The organism is Faucicola osloensis (genome assembly GCF_020041925.1).
GTDB lineage: Bacteria > Pseudomonadota > Gammaproteobacteria > Pseudomonadales > Moraxellaceae > Faucicola > Faucicola osloensis_D.
The window spans coordinates 1,480,790-1,499,170 of the sequence record NZ_CP083409.1 but is presented as its reverse complement, the minus strand read 5'-3'; the positions used below and the strand labels follow the sequence as shown (position 1 = coordinate 1,499,170).

Genomic DNA, 18,381 nt, shown 5'->3' with positions numbered 1-18,381 from the left:
GAAACCTACTCCATCACGGAACGGATTACAGTGATTAAGGCTTCTTCTGTAATCGGCTTACTTAGATAATCTCGTGCGCCTTGGCGCTTGCCCCATACGCGGTCAGTTTCTTGATTTTTAGTACTGATGATGACAACAGGGATATGACTGGTTTTCGGGTCACGGGTTAGTTTGCGGGTTGCTTGAAAGCCGTTCATCTCTGGCATGACCACATCCATCAAAATCACGTCTGGGAAAAACTCATTGGCTTTTTGAATGCCATCATCGCCTGTATGCGCTTCAATGACTTCGTACTGATGACGGGTCAAAATATCCCGAAATTTTGCCATTTCTGATGGTGAATCATCAACTACTAAGATTTTGGCCATAGACTTACCTTTTTACATGCTGATTGATTATATTAATCGCTTTATATTTTGCTGTTTTGTGTGTCTGTACTCATGACAGCACAACTGTTAAACACGTATCCCAAACTATGCCCGTCTAGGTTGCAATCTGCGCTTTTATGTTAGTCATCTCTAGTTTGGTCGTAGCTAGTGATTGTAAACTTTAAGTATTAACCAGTGGTACTGGCATGTTGTTAATCTTCAGCACAGCGTATTAAGACGCAGGACGATGACGTTCAATGGCGTCAAATAGCTCTTCTTTACTAAATGGTTTGGTCAAGTACTCATCTGAGCCGACAATACGACCGCGCGCTTTATCAAACAAGCCATCTTTTGATGACAGCATAATTACGGGCTTGGCAGCAAAATCTGCGTTGTTTTTGATCAGTGAACAAGTCTGATAACCGTCGAGGCGTGGCATCATGATATCGACAAAAATCAAATCTGGGTTAGTATCCGCAATTTTTGCCAACGCATCAAAGCCATCAACAGCCGTAGTCACCTCACAGCCTGCTTTGGCAAGTAACGTCTCTGCGGTACGACGAATGGTTTTTGAATCGTCAATAATCATGACTTTTAGGCCTTCAAAATTTGCATCCATAATATTTTCCTAAGGGTTGTTTCGCTATGATTTTGCTACCCACTGTGCTATTGCGATTGCTCAAAACTTTAAGTCATAGGCGTTGGGGCAGGTATCAAATGATGCCATCAACGCTCAAAAGTCACTGGTACAATTTTTGACAATCAAACAAAGCTATTGTAAATAATTTTTATAAGATATAACAAATATTTCAGACGGATAGTTAAAAACCAACTGTATGGTGATTATTGTTAAAATACTATCATACTTTTTTGCTGCAAAGTATGCTTAAATCGATGCACTTATCGTTCATTTTTAACATCCTGATGACCATTCGGGTTTGATCTGGTGACTGCTTTGTTAAGTTGCCCATAGAGCCATGATAATATACAGGTATTACCTGATGATAGAAACATGTTGAAATAAGCTTAGAAAAACGCATTGTACTGGTTATCTCTACATTATTTTATATTTTTTAAGTTGATTGTTTGCGCTGAGGACGTCTCGTTCATGATAACATCGAAGTTTATCACCAAAGTTCTACCATTAAGCCTAGCGGTGGCTAGCGCTGTTATGAGTTTGAGTGGCTGCCAAAAACAGCAAAACGACAGCAAAAGCCCGTTGTCAACTCAAAACACTCAAGTCACCACCGCGTCAGCCACCACGCCAATCGCCAATAACGAGATTCAGCTATTAGCCGCTGATGTCATCACCGCCAAAGCAGACCGATTTGAACCGAGTGTCACCGTGACAGGGACGCTGCAGCCTTCAGACCACACAGTAGTGCAATCAACCGTGAATGCGCAAGTGCAGCAAGTGCTCGCTGATGTGGGTAAAACGGTAGCAAAAGGTGAGCCACTGGTGCGACTTGATATCAGTGATAGTAAAAACCAACTCGCTCAAGCGCAAGCCGACGTTGCCGCTGCCCAAGCACAAGCCATCGTCGCCAATAAACTTGCTGAGCGCAACAAAATTTTGCTCGAACAAGGCTTTGTCTCACAAATAGAGTACGAGCGTAGTGTCGCAGACAGCATTGCGCAGCGTGAAGCCATCAAAGCCAAACAAGCCCAATTAAGTAGTGCACAAAAAATGTTTGGTGATACCACGATTTATGCGCCTACCACGGGGATTGTCAGCAGTCGCAGTGTTAATGTCGGACAGGTAATCACACAAAACCAAGCCTTGATGGAAATCATTGACCCCAATAAACTTGAGTTTGCCGCCAATGTCCCTAGCGAAGCACAAACACAGCTACAACTCGGTCAACAAGTGCCTTTTACTATTAGCAATCAAACCAATCAGTACATCGGACAAATTAGCCGTATTTCGCCCCAAGTCGATGCCGCCACTCGCCAGCTGACCATTTATATCGCGGTTAAGCCTTCTCAGCGTAATCGTGGACTTCGCCCAGGCATGTATGCTACAGGCAAGCTTAATTATGGGGTTGCACAAGTTGGGGTATTGGTGCCGATGTCAGCGGTGGTGCTCGAATCTAAAGCCCTCGAGTCTAAAGCACTCGAATCTAGAGCAAAAGGCGCAGCCAATAAACCTAGCGACCAAGCCGCCACAAGTCCAACCTTAGAAACAGGCACGATTTTGGTGGTCAGTAAAGACAATGTGATTACCAAACAGCCTATTAAGGTACTCAAACACCTTGACGATACCAGTCAGTATTTAATTGCTGGCATCGAGCCCAACACCACAGTGATTGTGGCAAATCTCAATGCCAATGATGTGGGTAAAAAAGTCGTGCTCAAATAACCTACTGATAGTGTTTCATTCAATCATTCAATATTGTTAAAAATTTTATTGTCAAAAATTTTGCTATTAGGAATTTGCTATGTGGCTCACCCGCGTCAGTATCAACAATCCTGTGTTTGCCGCCATGATCATGCTCGCGCTGATGGTCATTGGCTTGCTGGCAACATTTCGCATGAAAGTTGAGGAATTTCCTAATATTGAATTTCCTTTTGTAGTGGTCAATACCGTTTATAGTGGTGCTTCGCCTGAAGTCATCGAGACCGACATTACCAAAAAAATTGAAGACCAAGTCAATACCATCGCCGGTGTCAAAGAAGTGACCTCCGTCACCCAACAAGGCTTGTCACAAGTCATCGTGCAGTTTGATTTAAATATCCCGTCCGATGTTGCCGCGCAAAACGTGCGTGATAAATTGGCACTGGTGACCCCCACCTTTCGGGATGAAGTTACCACGCCTATTGTTGCGCAGTACAATCCTGCCGATGCGCCTGTGGTGTCTGTCACGTTTCGCTCTGACAAAATGTCGCTTCGGGAATTATCCACTTATTTAGACAACACAGTCAAAAAACAGCTACAGACAGTCACAGGGGTGGGTCGGGTCGATATCTTGGGAGGTCGGCAGCGTCAAATCCGTGTGCTGCTCAATCCCACCCAAATGAATGCCTATAAAGTCTCAGTCAATCAAATTAGCAATGCGCTACGCTCAGAGAACGTTGAATTACCTGTCGGCACTATCAATAATCAAAACCAAGAAATGGTGATTCAAGTCAACGGGTTGGTCAAAACACCCAATGAGTTTAACCAAATCATTGTCGCTCAAAATCGTTCAAGCACGGGTGCTATCGTGCCTGTGTACCTATCGCAAGTTGCCCAAGTCGTTGATGGGCAAGCCGAGGCTGAGTCAGCGTCACTACAAAATGGTCAACCTGCGGTGGCAATGGATATTATCAAAATGTCGGATGCCAATGTGATTGATGTGGTTGATAAAACCCAACAGCGTCTGGCAGAAATCCAATCGACCCTACCCCCAGGTGTCACCATGACGGTAGTGGCTGATAGCTCAAAAAGTATTCGTGGCTCGTTAAATAATGTGGTACGCACCTTGATTGAAGGGGCGATATTGGCGGTGTTTATTGTTTGGTTGTTCTTGGGGTCGTGGCGTTCGACGATTATCACAGGATTGACGCTGCCCATTTCGCTGCTCGGTACTTTAGCGGCGATTTGGACGTTTGGTTTTTCCATCAACATGATGACCCTGCTGGCGCTGGCATTATGTATCGGACTGCTGATTGATGATGCGATTGTGGTGCGGGAAAATATTGTGCGCCATGTGGGTATGGGCAAACATCACCGCCAAGCGGCGCTTGATGGCACCCAAGAAATCGGGCTTGCCGTGCTAGCGACGACGCTGGTGATTGTGGCGGTATTTTTACCCGTGGCTTTTATGGGCGGGATTATCGGACGCTTTTTTTATCAGTTTGGTGTGACTGTTTCCACTGCTGTGTTGCTGTCGTTATTTGTTAGTTTCACGCTTGACCCGATGTTGTCTTCGATTTGGCCAGACCCAGATGCCGCGCACCAACATGACCGACTAAATGCGCGGGTATCGTTTCGCAAACGACCGATTGCTTGGCTATTAGCGGGTTTTCAGCGCCTGTTAGATAGGCTGACCAATCTATACAGCCATATTCTTGCATGGAGTTTACGCCATCGTTTGATAACTGTGCTCATCGCAATTAGCTCGCTGGTTGCCGCATTTTTTGCCGTGGGGTTGGTGGGCAAAGAGTTTGTCCCGCAAGCGGATATGAATGAAATCAAAGTCAAATTTGAAACACCTGTCAATGCCAATCTTGACTACACCCAGCAAAAAGCAGCACAAGTCAACGCGGTATTACAAAGTTTTCCTGAAGTGACCAATACCTATGCCACGGTGAATGCGCTATCTTATAGCGGTAAAAACCGTGTGCAAGTCAATGTATCGTTAGTACCCAAAGATGAGCGCACGCGCGGACTAGATGCCTTAAACCGTGCCATGCGTGAGCAATTGCAGCAGGTAGGCGGTATAAAAGTTACCTCAGTGGCAGCCGCTGCCATGGCAGTCAGCGGTGGTCTTAAACCGATTATGATATCCATCAAAGGCAATGATTTAACTGAGCTGCAACGTTTATCCAATGAGTTTATGCAAAAACTCTCAAACGTCAATGGCTTGGTAGATTTGGAAAGCACCCTTAAACAGCCCAAATCAATGGTCAATGTCACCATTAACCGGGAAGCAGCAAATGATGCCGGTCTCTCGATTGGGCAAATCGGACAAGCATTACGACCGCTGCTTGCCGGTGACAATGTGAGCACTTTTAAAGATGACAACGGCAACAATATCGATGTCAACGTGCGCTTAAATGACGACAACCGCCAGACTATCTCGCAACTACAATCTATGTACTTGTCATCAAGCCGTATGGATCAAAATGGTCAGCCGATACTAGTGCCGCTATCGCAAGTGGCGAATTTTAGTGAAACCTTGGGTGCACCGCAAATCAACCGCCGTTCGCTGTTTCGTGAGGTGGTAGTCCAAGCCAACACGGACGGCAGACCGGCAGGTGATATCGGCGCGGATATCACTAAAATCCAAAACGAAATGAAACTGCCACCCGGTTACAGCTTTGCGGTACAAGGCTCTAACAAAGACATGGCAGAATCCATTGGCTACGCCACAACCGCGCTTGGACTGGCAATTGTATTTATCTATATGTTGTTAGGGTCACAGTTTAATAGTTTTTTATACCCTGTGGCGATCATGGCATCGCTGCCGTTATCGCTGATTGGGGTGTTCTTTGCGTTATTTTTATTCGGCTCTAGTCTTAATATGTTTTCTATCATCGGCATTATCATGCTAATGGGATTGGTGTGCAAAAATGCGATTTTGCTCATTGATTTTATTAAAGAATCTTTATCAAAGGGTTTGAGCCGTACAGAAGCTATTATGCTGGCAGGGCAAACGCGCCTGCGCCCCATTTTGATGACTACCGCTGCCATGGTGATGGGGATGATACCACTGGCACTGGGTATTGGTGAAGGGTCGGAGCAGCAAGCACCGATGGCACACGCTATTATTGGCGGGGTGATTACTTCAACTTTATTGACCTTGATTGTGGTACCTGTGATTTATACCTATTTAGATGACGGCAAACAGCGGTTTTTCCGGTTATTTGCTAAAAATAAAGCAACAACCCCTGCGATAGATCGCCATGACTCACTTTAAGCAATAATTCATTACAATTTTATACAGTGTAAAGAAACTTAAGAATGAGTAGCCCAGTACAATTTTAAATTGGGCTATACATTGATTGGACTAATTGGGCTGCGTGATTGATAGCTGTATGGTTAGCAGCTAAGAAGTTTTATAAATCTGTGTAAGACACTATCATATTGGCAGTCTCTTGCTTTATGATAATAATCTCTTGCTTATGATAATAGGCTTTTGATTGCTGATAGAAGCCTGGCTTTGATGAGTAAAAGCAATAATAACAACTGATTTATTTTAGAGAATTTTTGGAGTTGGTGATGGAAGATAATAATAGTGGTACTAAAACCGTACTATTGATTGAGGATGATCCAGATTTAGCCGAGTTGATTAGCGAATATTTGGGCATGAATTATTATGAGGTTCAGCATGCCCCAACCGCAACAGAAGGGCTAGAGACGCTATTTAACCCTTCAAAATCCATTGATTTGGTGATTTTAGATTTAATGTTACCGGATATGGATGGTATGCAAGTATGTCAACGTATTCGTCAGCACAAAGATAGCCGTCTGGCGCAAACGGCGATTATTATGCTTACCGCCAAAGGTGACACTACTGATCGTGTACTGGGTCTTGAGATGGGCGCGGATGATTATGTCTCAAAACCATTTGAACCGCGTGAATTGTTGGCGCGTATTCGTGCGGTCATGCGCCGTCACGACCTGCCGCTTCATCAGCAAAAAGAAGATAACTTAGTATTTGGTCGCTTAAAGGTTTATCCAGATAGCCATGAAGTAACGATTGATGATGAGCCGGTGCGTTTGACCACCCACCAGTTTCAGTTATTGCATTACTTTGCTACTCACTCAGGTAAAGTACTGAGCCGTGAACAGCTGTGGCATGCGATGCCAAACGATGACAGCAGTGATAACATCGACCGTGCCATTGATGTGCATATTTCGCGTCTGCGCGCGCTGATTGAAGACAATCCTCGTCAGCCAAAACGCATTATCACGGTGCGTGGTGTCGGCTATCAGTTTGCCACTGACCAAGTGTAAGAGTGTAAGTAAGATAGCTTGACAAATTTAACACGCAAAAGGTCATTATCTTTGGTTATTATGCTAGCAAAGCTATTATAATAGCCTGTGATGACCCACGATTTTTGGATTCTGTGTGCGATTGAGCGGCATAAAATTTAACAGTGTATTTAGCAAGTTATTTGCCAGCGTTATGCTGGCATTGGTCATTTTTGCTGGGGCAATGGTAGTTTTAAGCCACCTAGTACACGATACTTCTGCCAACACCCGCCACCAAGTCATTGCCAGCCAAGTCACCCAGCAGCTAGATCCGCTACTAGTTGAGCTGCGTACCGCTCAAGACCAACAAAAAAACCTCGAAACCCGCTATCTACTTGCCCTCGTACGGCGTAGTTTTAATATCTATAGCGATTCACTGAACGCCAAATTTGGTCTATACGATGGCAAAAGTGGCGAAGCGATTATGATCATGCGTGGGCTGCCTGCCACCTTACCGCCAAATCCGCCATTTTTTTTATCCTTGTTTCCTAGAGATGATCCAAAACACCCGACCGAAATTCAAGTCAATAGCCAATCGGGTTATGTGCTGTTATACCAATCAAAACTTAGTAACCGCCGTGCGATTTCGCCCGCGATTAATTTATTGACAGGCACCTTGCTACTGCTGCTCATCATGTCGGGCATGTTATGGATGATTGCGCGCACCATGACATGGCGTATCAATCAGCTAAGTCGGCAAATGACCCAACTGGGTGATGGCGATTTCTCTGCCCGTGTCACGCCCGTGGGCAATGATGAAATTACCATTTTGGCGCGCGGTTTTAACCAAACCGCCGAACGTATCGAAACCTTGATGAATGCCAATAAACTGCTGTTAGCGCATGCCTCACATGAGATTCGCACACCGATTACCCGTATTCGTCTACAAGTTGAAATGATGACCATGCTGGCAAGTCAGTTTGACAAAACGATACAGGATAAAGTACAAAAACGTGCCGATGCCATCAACCGTGATTTGACGGGTCTTAATGATTTGGTGGAAAGTATTTTGCTCGTCAGTCGTATGGATGCCGGTCATGCGATAGAAAAAGTAGAAGACGTCGATTTATATGAGTTAATTAGAAATGAGATTCAGCACTACCCACAAGCTACCTTTGCGGGTGGTCATATTATCATCCAAGGGCAAGCCAAACTTCTTACCCACCTCGTGCGTAATTTGCTCGACAATGCCCATCTTCATGGCGTCCCACCTGTGAGCGTGCAGCTGTATGCCATTGATGATGCGGGTAACCAACTGGCAATTGATACCCTACCTACCATCCAAGAGAGTATAAAAGATACTGATAATCAAAAACATACCGATGCCGGAAAAGATACCGATGCTGAAAAAGATAAGGTGGCTTTGCCCGCCCCCATAAAAGATACCACCAGTGACCCTACAAACGGCGATGACATCACCCTTGACGCTGAAATACCATCGACAAATAGTCCCGCCGCAACGGTCACTGCAGATAGCGAAGCAACTTCGAGCAAACTGGCTAACAAGCCAAAAAATAAATCGTCTATTTTTTCACGTAAAAAATCTGACGTTGTACACTTGCCAGAATTTCATCAGGTATGTATTGCGGTTATCGACCAAGGTACAGGCATTCCTGAAGACAAACGCACTGATATTTTCAGTCCATTTGTACGGCTACAACAAGAGAAAAAAGGCTCAGGGCTCGGGCTATCTTTGGTGGCGCAGATTGTCAAAGCCCATGGCGGTCGTATTATCACCGACACATTGGATGGTCATACCCGCTTTTTGGTCACATTACCTATCACCCAATCGTAACCGCTTTTATATCTGCCTATAGTTTTGTCACAATTTTTTTTCGGTTTTCTCCTCTATTATTTAGTTAAACCCACCATTCGGCATTTATTTATTCGTTAAAGCGACTAAACGCTGACGACGAGCTGTGCTAAAATTACCTTCTTTTAGCCACTGCAAAATTTTTTATTATCATGATTACCATTGATAACGTTACCAAACGCTTCCAAACCCAAGATGGCAACTGGTTTACTGCGGTAGAACCGACATCGCTCACAATCCAACAAGGCGAGATTTTTGGCTTGATGGGTTATTCTGGCGCAGGCAAATCCACCTTGCTACGCTTGATTAATTTACTTGAACGCCCAGATAGCGGCACTGTCACCATTGATGGCAAGGAGCTGACCGCGCTATCCACCCACGATTTGCGCCATGCCCGTCAAAATATCGGTATGATTTTTCAGCAGTTTAATCTGATGGCAAATCGCACGGTGGCACAAAACATTGCCTTTGCCCTAGAAATTGCCGGTTGGGAAAAAGCAGCCATCATGCCACGGGTGATGGAATGCCTTGAAATTGTCGATTTGGTCAATCGCGCCAACCACTATCCCGCCCAGCTCTCTGGCGGACAAAAACAGCGGGCAGGTATCGCACGGGCGTTAGCACCCAAACCTCATGTAATGCTCGCCGATGAACCTACCTCGGCGCTCGACCCTGCAACGACCAAATCGGTGTTAGCCTGTCTCAAGGATATTAATGACAAGTTTAACGTCACTATCGTGATTGTGACCCATGAAATGTCCGTGATTCGCAAGCTGTGTAACCGCGTTGCCCTGCTTGATAAAGGCAGATTGCTGGAAGTCGCTGACGTATATTCGGGGCAAATTCATGCCACCACACCGATTGGGCAACTGCTGATTAGTGATGATTAACGGCGCACAAACATGGTCGATGACTGGATAATTTTTTAAGTTTTAAATTGAATCGTTGGGTAATTTCATGGCAAATACATTAACTTGGCAAAGCGCGGTTGATAATCTTTTGGGGATGAAGGCAGAAATTTGGCAAGCGTTTTGGGAAACACTGATTATGGTGGGTATCTCAACGGTTGCATCAGTCATCTTTGGTACATTGCTCGGCGTCGCGCTATTTTTGACCAGTAAAAATCAGCTCGCCGACAACAAATCGCTGTATGCAGGACTTGGCAACTTTACCAATATCATGCGTGCTTTTCCGTTTGTGATCTTGATGATTGTGATTATTCCTGTCACTCGCCTCATTGTCGGTACCACCATTGGTCCAATTGCGGCATCGCTTGCTTTGAGTGTCGCCGGTATCTTTTACTTTGCTAGGCTCGTTGAACAAAACCTGCGCGATGTGCCAAAAGGTATCATCGAAGCGGCGTTATCAATGGGTGCAAGTACAGGGACGATTATTTGCAGCGTGCTATTGGTCGAGTCACGCTCAAGTTTGATTTTAAGTATTACCACCTTGATGATTAGTTTACTCTCTTACAGTGCGGCAGCGGGTATGATTGGGGGTGGCGGCCTTGGTGATTTGGCGATTCGTTATGGTTATAACCGCTATCAAAATGACGTGATGATTTTTATGGTGATTCTATTGGTGGTGATGGTGATTATCATCCAATCGGTTGGTAATATTTTGGCGCACCGTCTGGATAAACGTTAATCTTAGCTGATGGCGGTTTAAAAAACTGTTGTTGATGGTTTTTCTAGGAATTATGAAAAAATTTCATATCCATAGGTTAACTCTCAATAACATTTTTTTTATGAATATGTTAAGGTAAGCTGATTGTTTTGTCCGTTTATTTTTTCATTTTTGGAGTTATGTATGAAATTAACGCATTTATCAAGCCACATCGCGCAGCTATTAGCAACCGTAGGGGTTGCAGGGATTGCCCTAGTCGGTTGTAGCAAACCTGAAAGCAAAACCGAAACCACAGCACAAGCCAGCACCACCACAACTACAACCACGACCACCGCAAGCTCAACGACTACCACAGCAGCGACAGGCACAGGTATTGACCCGAATAAATCTGAAATTGTGATTGGTACCACTGTGGGCGACTTCGGTGACATGGTCAAAAACTCGGTCAAACCGCAGTTAGAGAAACAAGGCTATAAAGTCAGATTGGTTGAATTCTCTGACTATGTGCGCCCAAATAAAGCCTTAGCCGATGGCGATATTGATATCAACGTGTTCCAACACAAACCTTATCTCGACACCTTCAAAAAAGACAACAACCTAGATATCGTTGAAGCCTTCCAAGTGCCTACCGCACCGCTTGGCATCTATCCAGGTAAATTAAGTGACCTAAAACAAGTCAAAGACGGTACCACCGTGGCTGCACCGAACGATCCAAGCAACTTTGCACGCGCGCTGGTGATGCTCAACGAACTAGGCTGGGTAAAACTTAAAGCCAATATCAACCCACTCACTGCATCAAAAAGTGATATCGCAGAAAACCCAAAAAATATCAAATTGGTAGAGCTAGAAGCCGCACAATTACCACGTGCGCGTTCTGACGTTGACTTTGCAGTCATCAATGGTAACTATGCGACCAGCTCAGGTATCAAATTGACTGAAGCGCTGTTCCAAGAACCCAGCTATGCGTATGTCAACTGGTCAGCGATTCGCACCAAAGACAAAGACACACAATGGGTAAAAGACGTGACCAATGCGTATAATTCAGAAGAATTTAAACAATACGCCCACAAAACTTTCCCAGGTTACAAATACCCAGCTATTTGGGGCGAAAACCCTGCGACACCAGCAGCTGCCAGTGCAACCGCCTCTACTGCCAAATAATGGTATAAATGCCATAAAAAAAAGAAGCATTAAGCTTCTTTTTTTATCATCAAATTTTATGGTCAAAATGCGGTAACTGATTTTAAAACACCTAAATTAACTAAAAATAATCTAAAAAATAATAAAGCGCTTATTCTGTGAATAGTTTATCTTCAATACTGCGACGCATTTTTTGCCCCGCTTTAAAGGTCACAACGCGGCGCGCTGTGACATGAACCATCTCGCCAGTCTTTGGGTTGCGACCTGGACGTTGGCTTTTATCCTTAATCTCAAAGTTACCAAACCCCGATAGCTTGACTTGGTGACCTTTGGTCAACGTCTCCGACAACTCTGAAAAAAAATTCTCCACAAATGCGCGGCTGTCTTGGCGCGTCATGCCCAAATTTTCCATCAAATGATTGATCATTTCTAATTTGGTTAAGGTTTTTCCTTCAACTTGCATATTCATTATCATACCCACCCTACTAAATGCTCCTATTCTAGCGATTCTAGCAAATACAGTCGATAGTTATTTTTACTTTAAAATCAAAGAAAAACATTGTATCGACTGGCATAATTTGCTAGTCCAAGATTACATACGTAGCGTTGCGTGATACTGCTCATGTAGCGCAGCGATGACAGCTTCCATCTGCGCATTGATACGCTCGTCAGAAAGCGTGGCTTCGATGTCTTGCCACACCAGTGCAAAAGCAAGCGATTGTTGGTTTTCAGGCAAATTACTGCCGGCATACACATCAAACAACCACACATCTTTTAATAGCTCGCCCCCGACTTGTTTGATAGTATCTCGCATGGATTGCATAGCAATCGACTGGTCTACCACCACGGCGATATCACGGCGTACTTGTGGGAATTTACTTGGCGTCATGATGGTCAACGCCTGCTGGTACATGTCAATCACCATCTGTAAGTTTAGCTGTGCCACCCAAGTGGTCGGCAAATCCAAGGCTTTGGCAATCTGTGGGTGTAACTGACCCAGCCAGCCAATCACCTTGCCTTGATAGTGTACATCGGCACTTTGACCGGGGTGTAAAAACGGCTGCTGGCTACGTTGATAACTGATAGCGGACTGGGCAAACCGCGGAAAAACCGATTCGACGTCATTTTTTAGGTCGTAAAAATCCATCACACGATTGTCATGATGCTGCTCTGGATGAGTGCTGCCGACTGCAACCATCGCCAAAGTCTCAACTTGGTTTAAGCTTGCGATATCACTGCCATCAAAACGCAGACCCGTCTCAAACAGACGCACGCGGTTTTGTTGACGGTTTAAGTTATATTGCACACAAGGCAACAAACTAGACAGCAGGGTACGACGCATGACCGCTAAGTCACTTGAGATTGGATTGGCAAGCGCGAGTGGTGCAGCAAAATGCGCCCCATCAAACAACTCTTCGACTTTGGCATCACTAAAACTAAAACTCACCGCTTCAAAATAACCTTGATTGACCAAGCTCATTTTTAAGTCATGCAGATCATTTTGGCGTTTATTGTCAAACAAGTTACTGGTAAACGCCGGCAGTTTGTTGGCAATATTGTTATAGCCATAAATGCGGGCGATTTCTTCAATCAAATCTTCGGGTAAGCTGATATCAAAACGATGGCTCGGCGGCGTGGCAACCAGATTTTCGCCTTGTAACTCGGTGCTGATTTGTAGACTATTTAAAATCTCAATGGCTTTGTCGGTGGCGATATCCGCGCCTAACAATTTATTGATACTGACAATCGGTAGCGTCACTGGCGTACGTTTTGGCAGTTCAGCGGTGTTTTCAACTAGCGTGATTTGACCGACCCTAACCTCACTTGAGCCATTGCCAAATGTTGCCAATAGATTGACCGCGCGGTCGAGTGCCAATTTTGGCAATTCAAAATCAACACCCCGCTCAAAACGCTGTGACGCATCGGTATGCAAGCCGAAACGGCGCGCTTTACCTGCAATCGCCAACTGTTTGAAAAATGCACTTTCGATTACCACTCGGGTCGTGCTATCGGTAACTGCGGTGCGAAGTCCACCCATAATCCCCGCTAACGCAATAACCCCTTGTTCATCGGCAATCACCAGCTCGTCACCTTGTAAGGTAATGGTTTGCTCATTTAAAAGCTCAAGGGTTTCGCCTTGTTGGGCATGGCGCACGGTAATTGCGCCCACCAACTTATCGGCATCAAACGCATGCAGCGGCTGACCGAGCTCAAGTAATACGTAATTGGTGACATCCACCAGTAAATTACGTGGCTTGACGCCTGAGGCATTCAGGGCTTGTTTCATCCAATCAGGTGATGGCGTCGTGCCTGTCAGCCCACTGACCAGTTGCGCGTAATAACGTGGGCAGTCCGTGGTCTCTACGCTAACCGCTTGGATAGCGTTGTCGGTCACAGCTGCGGTGATATTGTCAAATGGCAGTTGAAATGTTAAATCATTGAGCACGGCAAGCTCACGCGCGATACCGCGCACACTAAAACAATCCCCCCGGTTTGGGGTAATTGAAATATCTAGCACATGATTGTCTAAGCCAAGATACGCTCGGATATCCATGCCAATCGGGGCGTCTTGTGGCAAAATTAACAAGCCATCAACACCATCATCACAGTCAATCTCACTACCACCACACAGCATACCGTGCGATTCTACGCCGCGCAGTTTGCCTTTTTTAATGTTAAAGGGTTCATCCCCTTGTGCGGGCGGCAGTTTGGCGCCCACCAGTGCCACAGGTACACGCACGCCAGCGGCGACATTGGGTGCACCGCAAACGATTTGTAGGGGTGCTTCGCTATGCTCACCGACATTCACTTTGGCAATGCGCAGTTTATCAGCATCGGGATGTTGGGTGACGTCAATCACTTCACCGACCACCACACCACTAAAGTCTTTGGCGACTTTATCCAAGCTATCAAGCTCTAAGCCTGCCATCGTCAGTTGTTCGCCAATTTGCTCAGCGCTTAAGTTTGGGTTTGCCCATTGGCGTAACCAGTTTTCGCTAATTTTCATTGTTTTCCCCTAAGCAAACTGCTTTAAAAATCTGACATCATTTTGATAGAACAAGCGCAAATCATTCACCCCATAATACAGCATGGCAAAGCGCTCAATCCCCATCCCAAATGCAAAACCTTGGTATTTGGTCGGGTCAATACCGCTATCGGACAATACCTTTGGATGCACCATACCGCAGCCCATCACTTCTAGCCACTTGCCCCCACCTGCATAAGTATCGGCAAGGATATCCACTTCCGCAGACGGCTCAGTAAATGGAAAATACGACGGGCGAAAACGCACCGTGAGCTTGCGACCAAAAAACGCCTGCAAAAACTCATGAATCAAGCCTTTTAGCTCAGCAAAATTGGTCGATTCACTGACATACAAACCTTCAAGCTGATGAAACATCGGCGAGTGCGTTTGGTCGCTGTCGTTGCGATACACGCGTCCTGGACAGATGATACGAATCGGCAGGTTGCCTTTTTCCATGGTGCGAATTTGCACCGAACTGGTATGGGTACGTAACACATAATTGGCATTAAAATGCTGTTTTTCAAAATAAAAGGTATCGTGCATGGCACGCGCTGGGTGATGGCTTGGAATATTTAGCGCTTCAAAGTTGTAGTAGTCGCTCTCAACTTCAGGGCCTGTTGCGACTTCAAAACCTGCTTGACGGAAAAACCCTTGCATACGCTCAGCGGTCATGGTGACAGGGTGCAAATTACCCGCTTGTTGTCCACGTGCTGGCAGGGTGATGTCAATGGATTCACTGGCAAGCTTGGCAGCTAAGGCTTTGGCTTCTAAATCGCTTTGTGCTTGTTGTAGGCTGTCATTGATTTGGGTACGTACTTGATGCAGCATACCGCCGATGGTCTTTTTGCCGTCGGCATCGAGTGCGCCCAGCTGTTTTGACCAAGTGGTCAAATGGCTTTTTTTGCCCGTTAAAGTCACGCGGATGTTTTGTAGGTCTTGGGGGTTTTGTGCGGTGCTGATTAAGGCTTTGGCATCTTGAATAAATTGGGAAAATTGGTCTTGGGTGATATCGGTTAAATTTTCAGAATATTGGATAAGTTTGTCAGTCGTTATTTCTGTCATGAGCGTTGCAATCTTGGTTATCAATAGTGATAGGCATTTTAACTAAAATATGGCGATAAAAAAAGCCATTAAGCTTGCACTTAATGGCTTTTTGAAAAATTGCTTTAAAACAAATTAAGCAGCCAGTGCTTGTTTTGCTTTTTCTGCCAACGCCGTAAAACCTTGCGCATCATGCATAGCAATGTCTGCTAATACACGGCGGTCGATTTCGATGCTGGCTTTTTTCAGACCGTTAATCATACGGCTGTAGCTTAAGCCATTTAAGCGCGCACCCGCGTTGATACGTGCAATCCACAGACGGCGGAATGAACGTTTTTTGTTACGACGGTCACGATAAGCATATTGACCAGCTTTAGTAACTGCTTGTACAGCAACACGGAAAACACGAGAACGCGCACCGTAATAACCTTTTGCACGAGCCAATACTTTTTTATGACGGCGATTTGCCTGTACACCACGTTTTACACGAGCCATAATTTACTCCTAAAGTTTTGTAATATCAGTTGATTGAATACCTGTGAACTTATGTTTATCATAAATTATAGGTAAGGACACATACGGTAAACACGTTTCTCATCAGACACGTGTACCAATTTGCATCCACGTAATTGACGGATACGCTTAGGAGATTTTTTGGTCAAAATGTGGCGTTTGAATGCTTGTTTGCGTTTGATACCGTTACCAGTTTTTTTAAAACGCTTGGCAGCACCACGGCGAGTTTTTAATTTCATGATAGCCTCTTGTTCGTTTTTGACAAAGATTAAACATCTTTATCAAGTGAAGTTAACCTGTTTGTCAAAAAATCCTCATCATACTGGATTTTTTGCCTTGAGGTGGGAGGCGATATTTTATCAAAAATCATTGGTGAATGCACGCTATTGTTAAAACTAATTTTTTCTTTGACATCCATTGTATTTATGCTACTTTAACATTTTTTACCATAATACATTTTTATTCAGTCATTTTTTATAGGATTTTAAAAAAATCTATGATATCAATTATTTAACATAAATAACTTAACAAACCTATCGCGAGATTACATTAATTAAGTTAACAACTTAATTTATAAAAACTGAGGTTAAATTGGCTAAAAGTGATAAGTGAGCTCTATTTTGGACACAGTTTGCGTTAGTTTGTTTAACCTTGAGGTCTTTATCGTTCGCAGGCTTTGGTAAAGTTTAACGTGTAATGCTATTTCATCTTCATCAACATCATGAGGTTACAATTCTTGTCAACGTTAAGCACAAATATTGAAGTTGCCCATTTCGTGTTTGAGACCGTCATGCGCGTACGCAATACCGAAATTGGATTAGCACAACATTTAACGGTTGAAAATTTGGTAGCATTGCTTACCGAAGCCCGTTTTCGTTTTTTATATTCAAAAAGCATTAAGGAGGTTAATGCTGAGTACCAAGGCTTGGTCATTAATCATATCGAGACCCAAATCTTTGATCGGGTACGGGCGCGTGAAGAACTGTTGTTTGAAGTCGGCGTGCAGCATTTAACCGATTTGGGTGGTGATTTTGTGTTTAAAGTCTCGCGGATGTTTGATGGGTCATTGGTGGCGTATGCCAAAATGGGCTTTGCGGCGTATGACTATCGTCAAAGCCAAGAAATCGCATTATCAGCTACCACCAAAGAAGCCTTAGATGTGAAACCCTTTGAGATTTAGGGCTTGATGAATTATGATAAATGCACGCATCGCTTGATGGGTGCTTTTTTTGGTTAGGGCTTGCATAGTATGATACAGGGCGTGAATATGGATTGGCTAGATACACTAAAATTTGATGACAATGGGCTCATCCCTGCAGTCGCTCAAGATTTTCATACAGGGCGCATTTTGATGATGGCATGGATGAATCGCGAGTCATTACGCCTGACTGCTGAAAAAATGCAAGCAGTGTATTGGTCACGCTCTCGCGGTAAATTATGGCACAAAGGCGAAAGTTCTGGGCATTTTCAGCAAGTCCATGAAATCCGCCTAGACTGCGATGCTGATGTGATTGTGTTGTCAGTCACCCAAGTGGGTGGGATTGCTTGCCACACGGGTCGGCAGTCTTGTTTTTATCGTCTGCTTGCCGATGACCACGGACAGCTACAATGGCAAATCACTGATGCGGTCATCAAAGACCCTGATGCGATTTATGGTGACACCGCCAAACTGACTCATGAACACTCGCAGCTTGCAGGCAATTCGACACAAACAAGCAATTCGCCACAAACGCCTACGACGTCAGCGGATATTTTAACCGCGTTAGATGAAGTATTGATTGGGCGTAAAGATGCCAATCCTGATAGCTCATACGTGGCAAGCTTGTACCATAAAGGCATCAACAAAATCTTAGAAAAAGTCGGTGAAGAAGCCACCGAAGCCATTATCGCTGCCAAAGATATCAACATTGCCAATGATACCCCCTATGAGGCCGTCGCGGATGATACCGCGGTGAAAGATTTGGTGTATGAAATTGCTGATGTTTGGTTTCACACAATGGTCACATTGGCATGGTTTAATATACCGTCTTGGGCTGTTACCAATGAATTGGCAAGACGTTTTGGCTTATCGGGTATCGACGAAAAAGCCGCACGTCAAATCCCTTAAATAATAGCTCTTAAGTAAGCGCCCTTAAGTAAACGCCACTAAACAGTCGATAAGTCCTGAATATTGCTG

The 18,381-nt window shown here is 44.7% G+C and carries 16 protein-coding genes; 9 read left to right on the top strand and 7 right to left on the bottom strand.

Features of this window, described 5'->3' with window-relative positions; all coding sequences use genetic code 11:
- Positions 1 to 5: 5 nt before the first annotated feature.
- Together LAJ61_RS06650 and pilG are read right to left on the bottom strand one after the other, a co-directional pair.
- Positions 6 to 368, bottom strand: a complete 363-nt coding sequence (locus LAJ61_RS06650) for a response regulator (RefSeq protein WP_036592735.1) — start codon at positions 366 to 368, stop codon at positions 6 to 8.
- 232 nt (positions 369 to 600) lie between these two features.
- Positions 601 to 987 carry a twitching motility response regulator PilG gene (pilG, locus tag LAJ61_RS06645; protein WP_135888586.1) on the bottom strand — a complete coding sequence of 129 codons (387 nt, stop codon included), beginning with the start codon at positions 985 to 987 and terminating at the stop codon, positions 601 to 603.
- Positions 988 to 1,476: 489 nt separating this feature from the next.
- Between pilG and LAJ61_RS06640 the strand changes: the two genes are divergently transcribed.
- The 7 genes from LAJ61_RS06640 to LAJ61_RS06610 all read left to right on the top strand — a co-directional run bounded on the left by LAJ61_RS06640 (position 1,477) and on the right by LAJ61_RS06610 (position 11,647).
- Positions 1,477 to 2,727 carry an efflux RND transporter periplasmic adaptor subunit gene (locus LAJ61_RS06640; protein WP_224053282.1) on the top strand — a complete coding sequence of 417 codons (1,251 nt, stop codon included), beginning with the start codon at positions 1,477 to 1,479 and terminating at the stop codon, positions 2,725 to 2,727.
- A gap of 79 nt (positions 2,728 to 2,806) precedes the next feature.
- Positions 2,807 to 5,989, top strand: coding sequence for an efflux RND transporter permease subunit (locus LAJ61_RS06635; RefSeq protein ID WP_224053281.1), 3,183 nt, complete (start codon positions 2,807 to 2,809; stop codon positions 5,987 to 5,989).
- Positions 5,990 to 6,291: 302 nt separating this feature from the next.
- Positions 6,292 to 7,029, top strand: a complete 738-nt coding sequence (locus LAJ61_RS06630) for a response regulator transcription factor (protein WP_135888588.1) — start codon at positions 6,292 to 6,294, stop codon at positions 7,027 to 7,029.
- Between the two features lie 172 nt (positions 7,030 to 7,201).
- A complete protein-coding gene (locus LAJ61_RS06625; protein WP_224054823.1) occupies positions 7,202 to 8,842 on the top strand; it encodes a sensor histidine kinase in 1,641 nt (546 codons plus the stop codon).
- A 170-nt stretch (positions 8,843 to 9,012) separates the two neighbouring features.
- Positions 9,013 to 9,750, top strand: coding sequence for a methionine ABC transporter ATP-binding protein (locus LAJ61_RS06620; RefSeq protein WP_224053280.1), 738 nt, complete (start codon positions 9,013 to 9,015; stop codon positions 9,748 to 9,750).
- 67 nt (positions 9,751 to 9,817) lie between these two features.
- On the top strand, positions 9,818 to 10,507 hold the full coding sequence (locus LAJ61_RS06615) for a methionine ABC transporter permease (RefSeq protein WP_224053279.1): 690 nt from the start codon (positions 9,818 to 9,820) through the stop codon (positions 10,505 to 10,507).
- Between the two features lie 162 nt (positions 10,508 to 10,669).
- A complete protein-coding gene (locus LAJ61_RS06610; RefSeq protein ID WP_224053278.1) occupies positions 10,670 to 11,647 on the top strand; it encodes a MetQ/NlpA family ABC transporter substrate-binding protein in 978 nt (325 codons plus the stop codon).
- Between the two features lie 130 nt (positions 11,648 to 11,777).
- Here LAJ61_RS06610 and LAJ61_RS06605 read toward each other — a convergent pair whose 3' ends face one another.
- From LAJ61_RS06605 to rpmI, 5 genes are all read right to left on the bottom strand, one after another.
- Complete coding sequence (locus tag LAJ61_RS06605) at positions 11,778 to 12,095, bottom strand: integration host factor subunit alpha (protein ID WP_007117206.1); 318 nt, start codon at positions 12,093 to 12,095, stop codon at positions 11,778 to 11,780.
- Positions 12,096 to 12,218: 123 nt separating this feature from the next.
- Entirely contained in the window at positions 12,219 to 14,633 is a 2,415-nt protein-coding gene (gene pheT, locus LAJ61_RS06600; RefSeq protein ID WP_224053277.1) for a phenylalanine--tRNA ligase subunit beta, read from the bottom strand.
- Between the two features lie 9 nt (positions 14,634 to 14,642).
- Complete coding sequence (pheS, locus tag LAJ61_RS06595; protein WP_224053276.1) at positions 14,643 to 15,713, bottom strand: phenylalanine--tRNA ligase subunit alpha; 1,071 nt, start codon at positions 15,711 to 15,713, stop codon at positions 14,643 to 14,645.
- Between the two features lie 114 nt (positions 15,714 to 15,827).
- Entirely contained in the window at positions 15,828 to 16,187 is a 360-nt protein-coding gene (gene rplT / locus LAJ61_RS06590) for a 50S ribosomal protein L20 (protein WP_007117209.1), read from the bottom strand.
- Positions 16,188 to 16,252: 65 nt separating this feature from the next.
- Positions 16,253 to 16,447 carry a 50S ribosomal protein L35 gene (gene rpmI / locus LAJ61_RS06585; RefSeq protein WP_036604595.1) on the bottom strand — a complete coding sequence of 65 codons (195 nt, stop codon included), beginning with the start codon at positions 16,445 to 16,447 and terminating at the stop codon, positions 16,253 to 16,255.
- Positions 16,448 to 16,941: 494 nt separating this feature from the next.
- Here rpmI and LAJ61_RS06580 point away from each other — a divergent pair, with 494 nt between their 5' ends.
- Both LAJ61_RS06580 and hisIE read left to right on the top strand, forming a co-directional pair.
- Complete coding sequence (locus LAJ61_RS06580) at positions 16,942 to 17,385, top strand: thioesterase family protein (protein WP_224053275.1); 444 nt, start codon at positions 16,942 to 16,944, stop codon at positions 17,383 to 17,385.
- An 87-nt stretch (positions 17,386 to 17,472) separates the two neighbouring features.
- Positions 17,473 to 18,312, top strand: a complete 840-nt coding sequence (gene hisIE / locus LAJ61_RS06575) for a bifunctional phosphoribosyl-AMP cyclohydrolase/phosphoribosyl-ATP diphosphatase HisIE (protein WP_267460930.1) — start codon at positions 17,473 to 17,475, stop codon at positions 18,310 to 18,312.
- The last annotated feature ends 69 nt before the right edge of the window (positions 18,313 to 18,381 follow it).

Bases quoted from the DNA above. Each gene is read 5' to 3' on its own strand.
- LAJ61_RS06650 (WP_036592735.1), bottom strand. From the start codon at position 368: ATGGCCAAAATCTTAGTAGTTGATGATTCACCATCAGAAATGGCAAAA.
- pilG (WP_135888586.1), bottom strand. From the start codon at position 987: ATGGATGCAAATTTTGAAGGCCTAAAAGTCATGATTATTGACGATTCA.
- LAJ61_RS06640 (WP_224053282.1), top strand. From the start codon at position 1,477: ATGATAACATCGAAGTTTATCACCAAAGTTCTACCATTAAGCCTAGCG.
- LAJ61_RS06635 (WP_224053281.1), top strand. From the start codon at position 2,807: ATGTGGCTCACCCGCGTCAGTATCAACAATCCTGTGTTTGCCGCCATG.
- LAJ61_RS06630 (WP_135888588.1), top strand. From the start codon at position 6,292: ATGGAAGATAATAATAGTGGTACTAAAACCGTACTATTGATTGAGGAT.
- LAJ61_RS06625 (WP_224054823.1), top strand. From the start codon at position 7,202: ATGCTGGCATTGGTCATTTTTGCTGGGGCAATGGTAGTTTTAAGCCAC.
- LAJ61_RS06620 (WP_224053280.1), top strand. From the start codon at position 9,013: ATGATTACCATTGATAACGTTACCAAACGCTTCCAAACCCAAGATGGC.
- LAJ61_RS06615 (WP_224053279.1), top strand. From the start codon at position 9,818: ATGGCAAATACATTAACTTGGCAAAGCGCGGTTGATAATCTTTTGGGG.
- LAJ61_RS06610 (WP_224053278.1), top strand. From the start codon at position 10,670: ATGAAATTAACGCATTTATCAAGCCACATCGCGCAGCTATTAGCAACC.
- LAJ61_RS06605 (WP_007117206.1), bottom strand. From the start codon at position 12,095: ATGAATATGCAAGTTGAAGGAAAAACCTTAACCAAATTAGAAATGATC.
- pheT (WP_224053277.1), bottom strand. From the start codon at position 14,633: ATGAAAATTAGCGAAAACTGGTTACGCCAATGGGCAAACCCAAACTTA.
- pheS (WP_224053276.1), bottom strand. From the start codon at position 15,713: ATGACAGAAATAACGACTGACAAACTTATCCAATATTCTGAAAATTTA.
- rplT (WP_007117209.1), bottom strand. From the start codon at position 16,187: ATGGCTCGTGTAAAACGTGGTGTACAGGCAAATCGCCGTCATAAAAAA.
- hisIE (WP_267460930.1), top strand. From the start codon at position 17,473: ATGGATTGGCTAGATACACTAAAATTTGATGACAATGGGCTCATCCCT.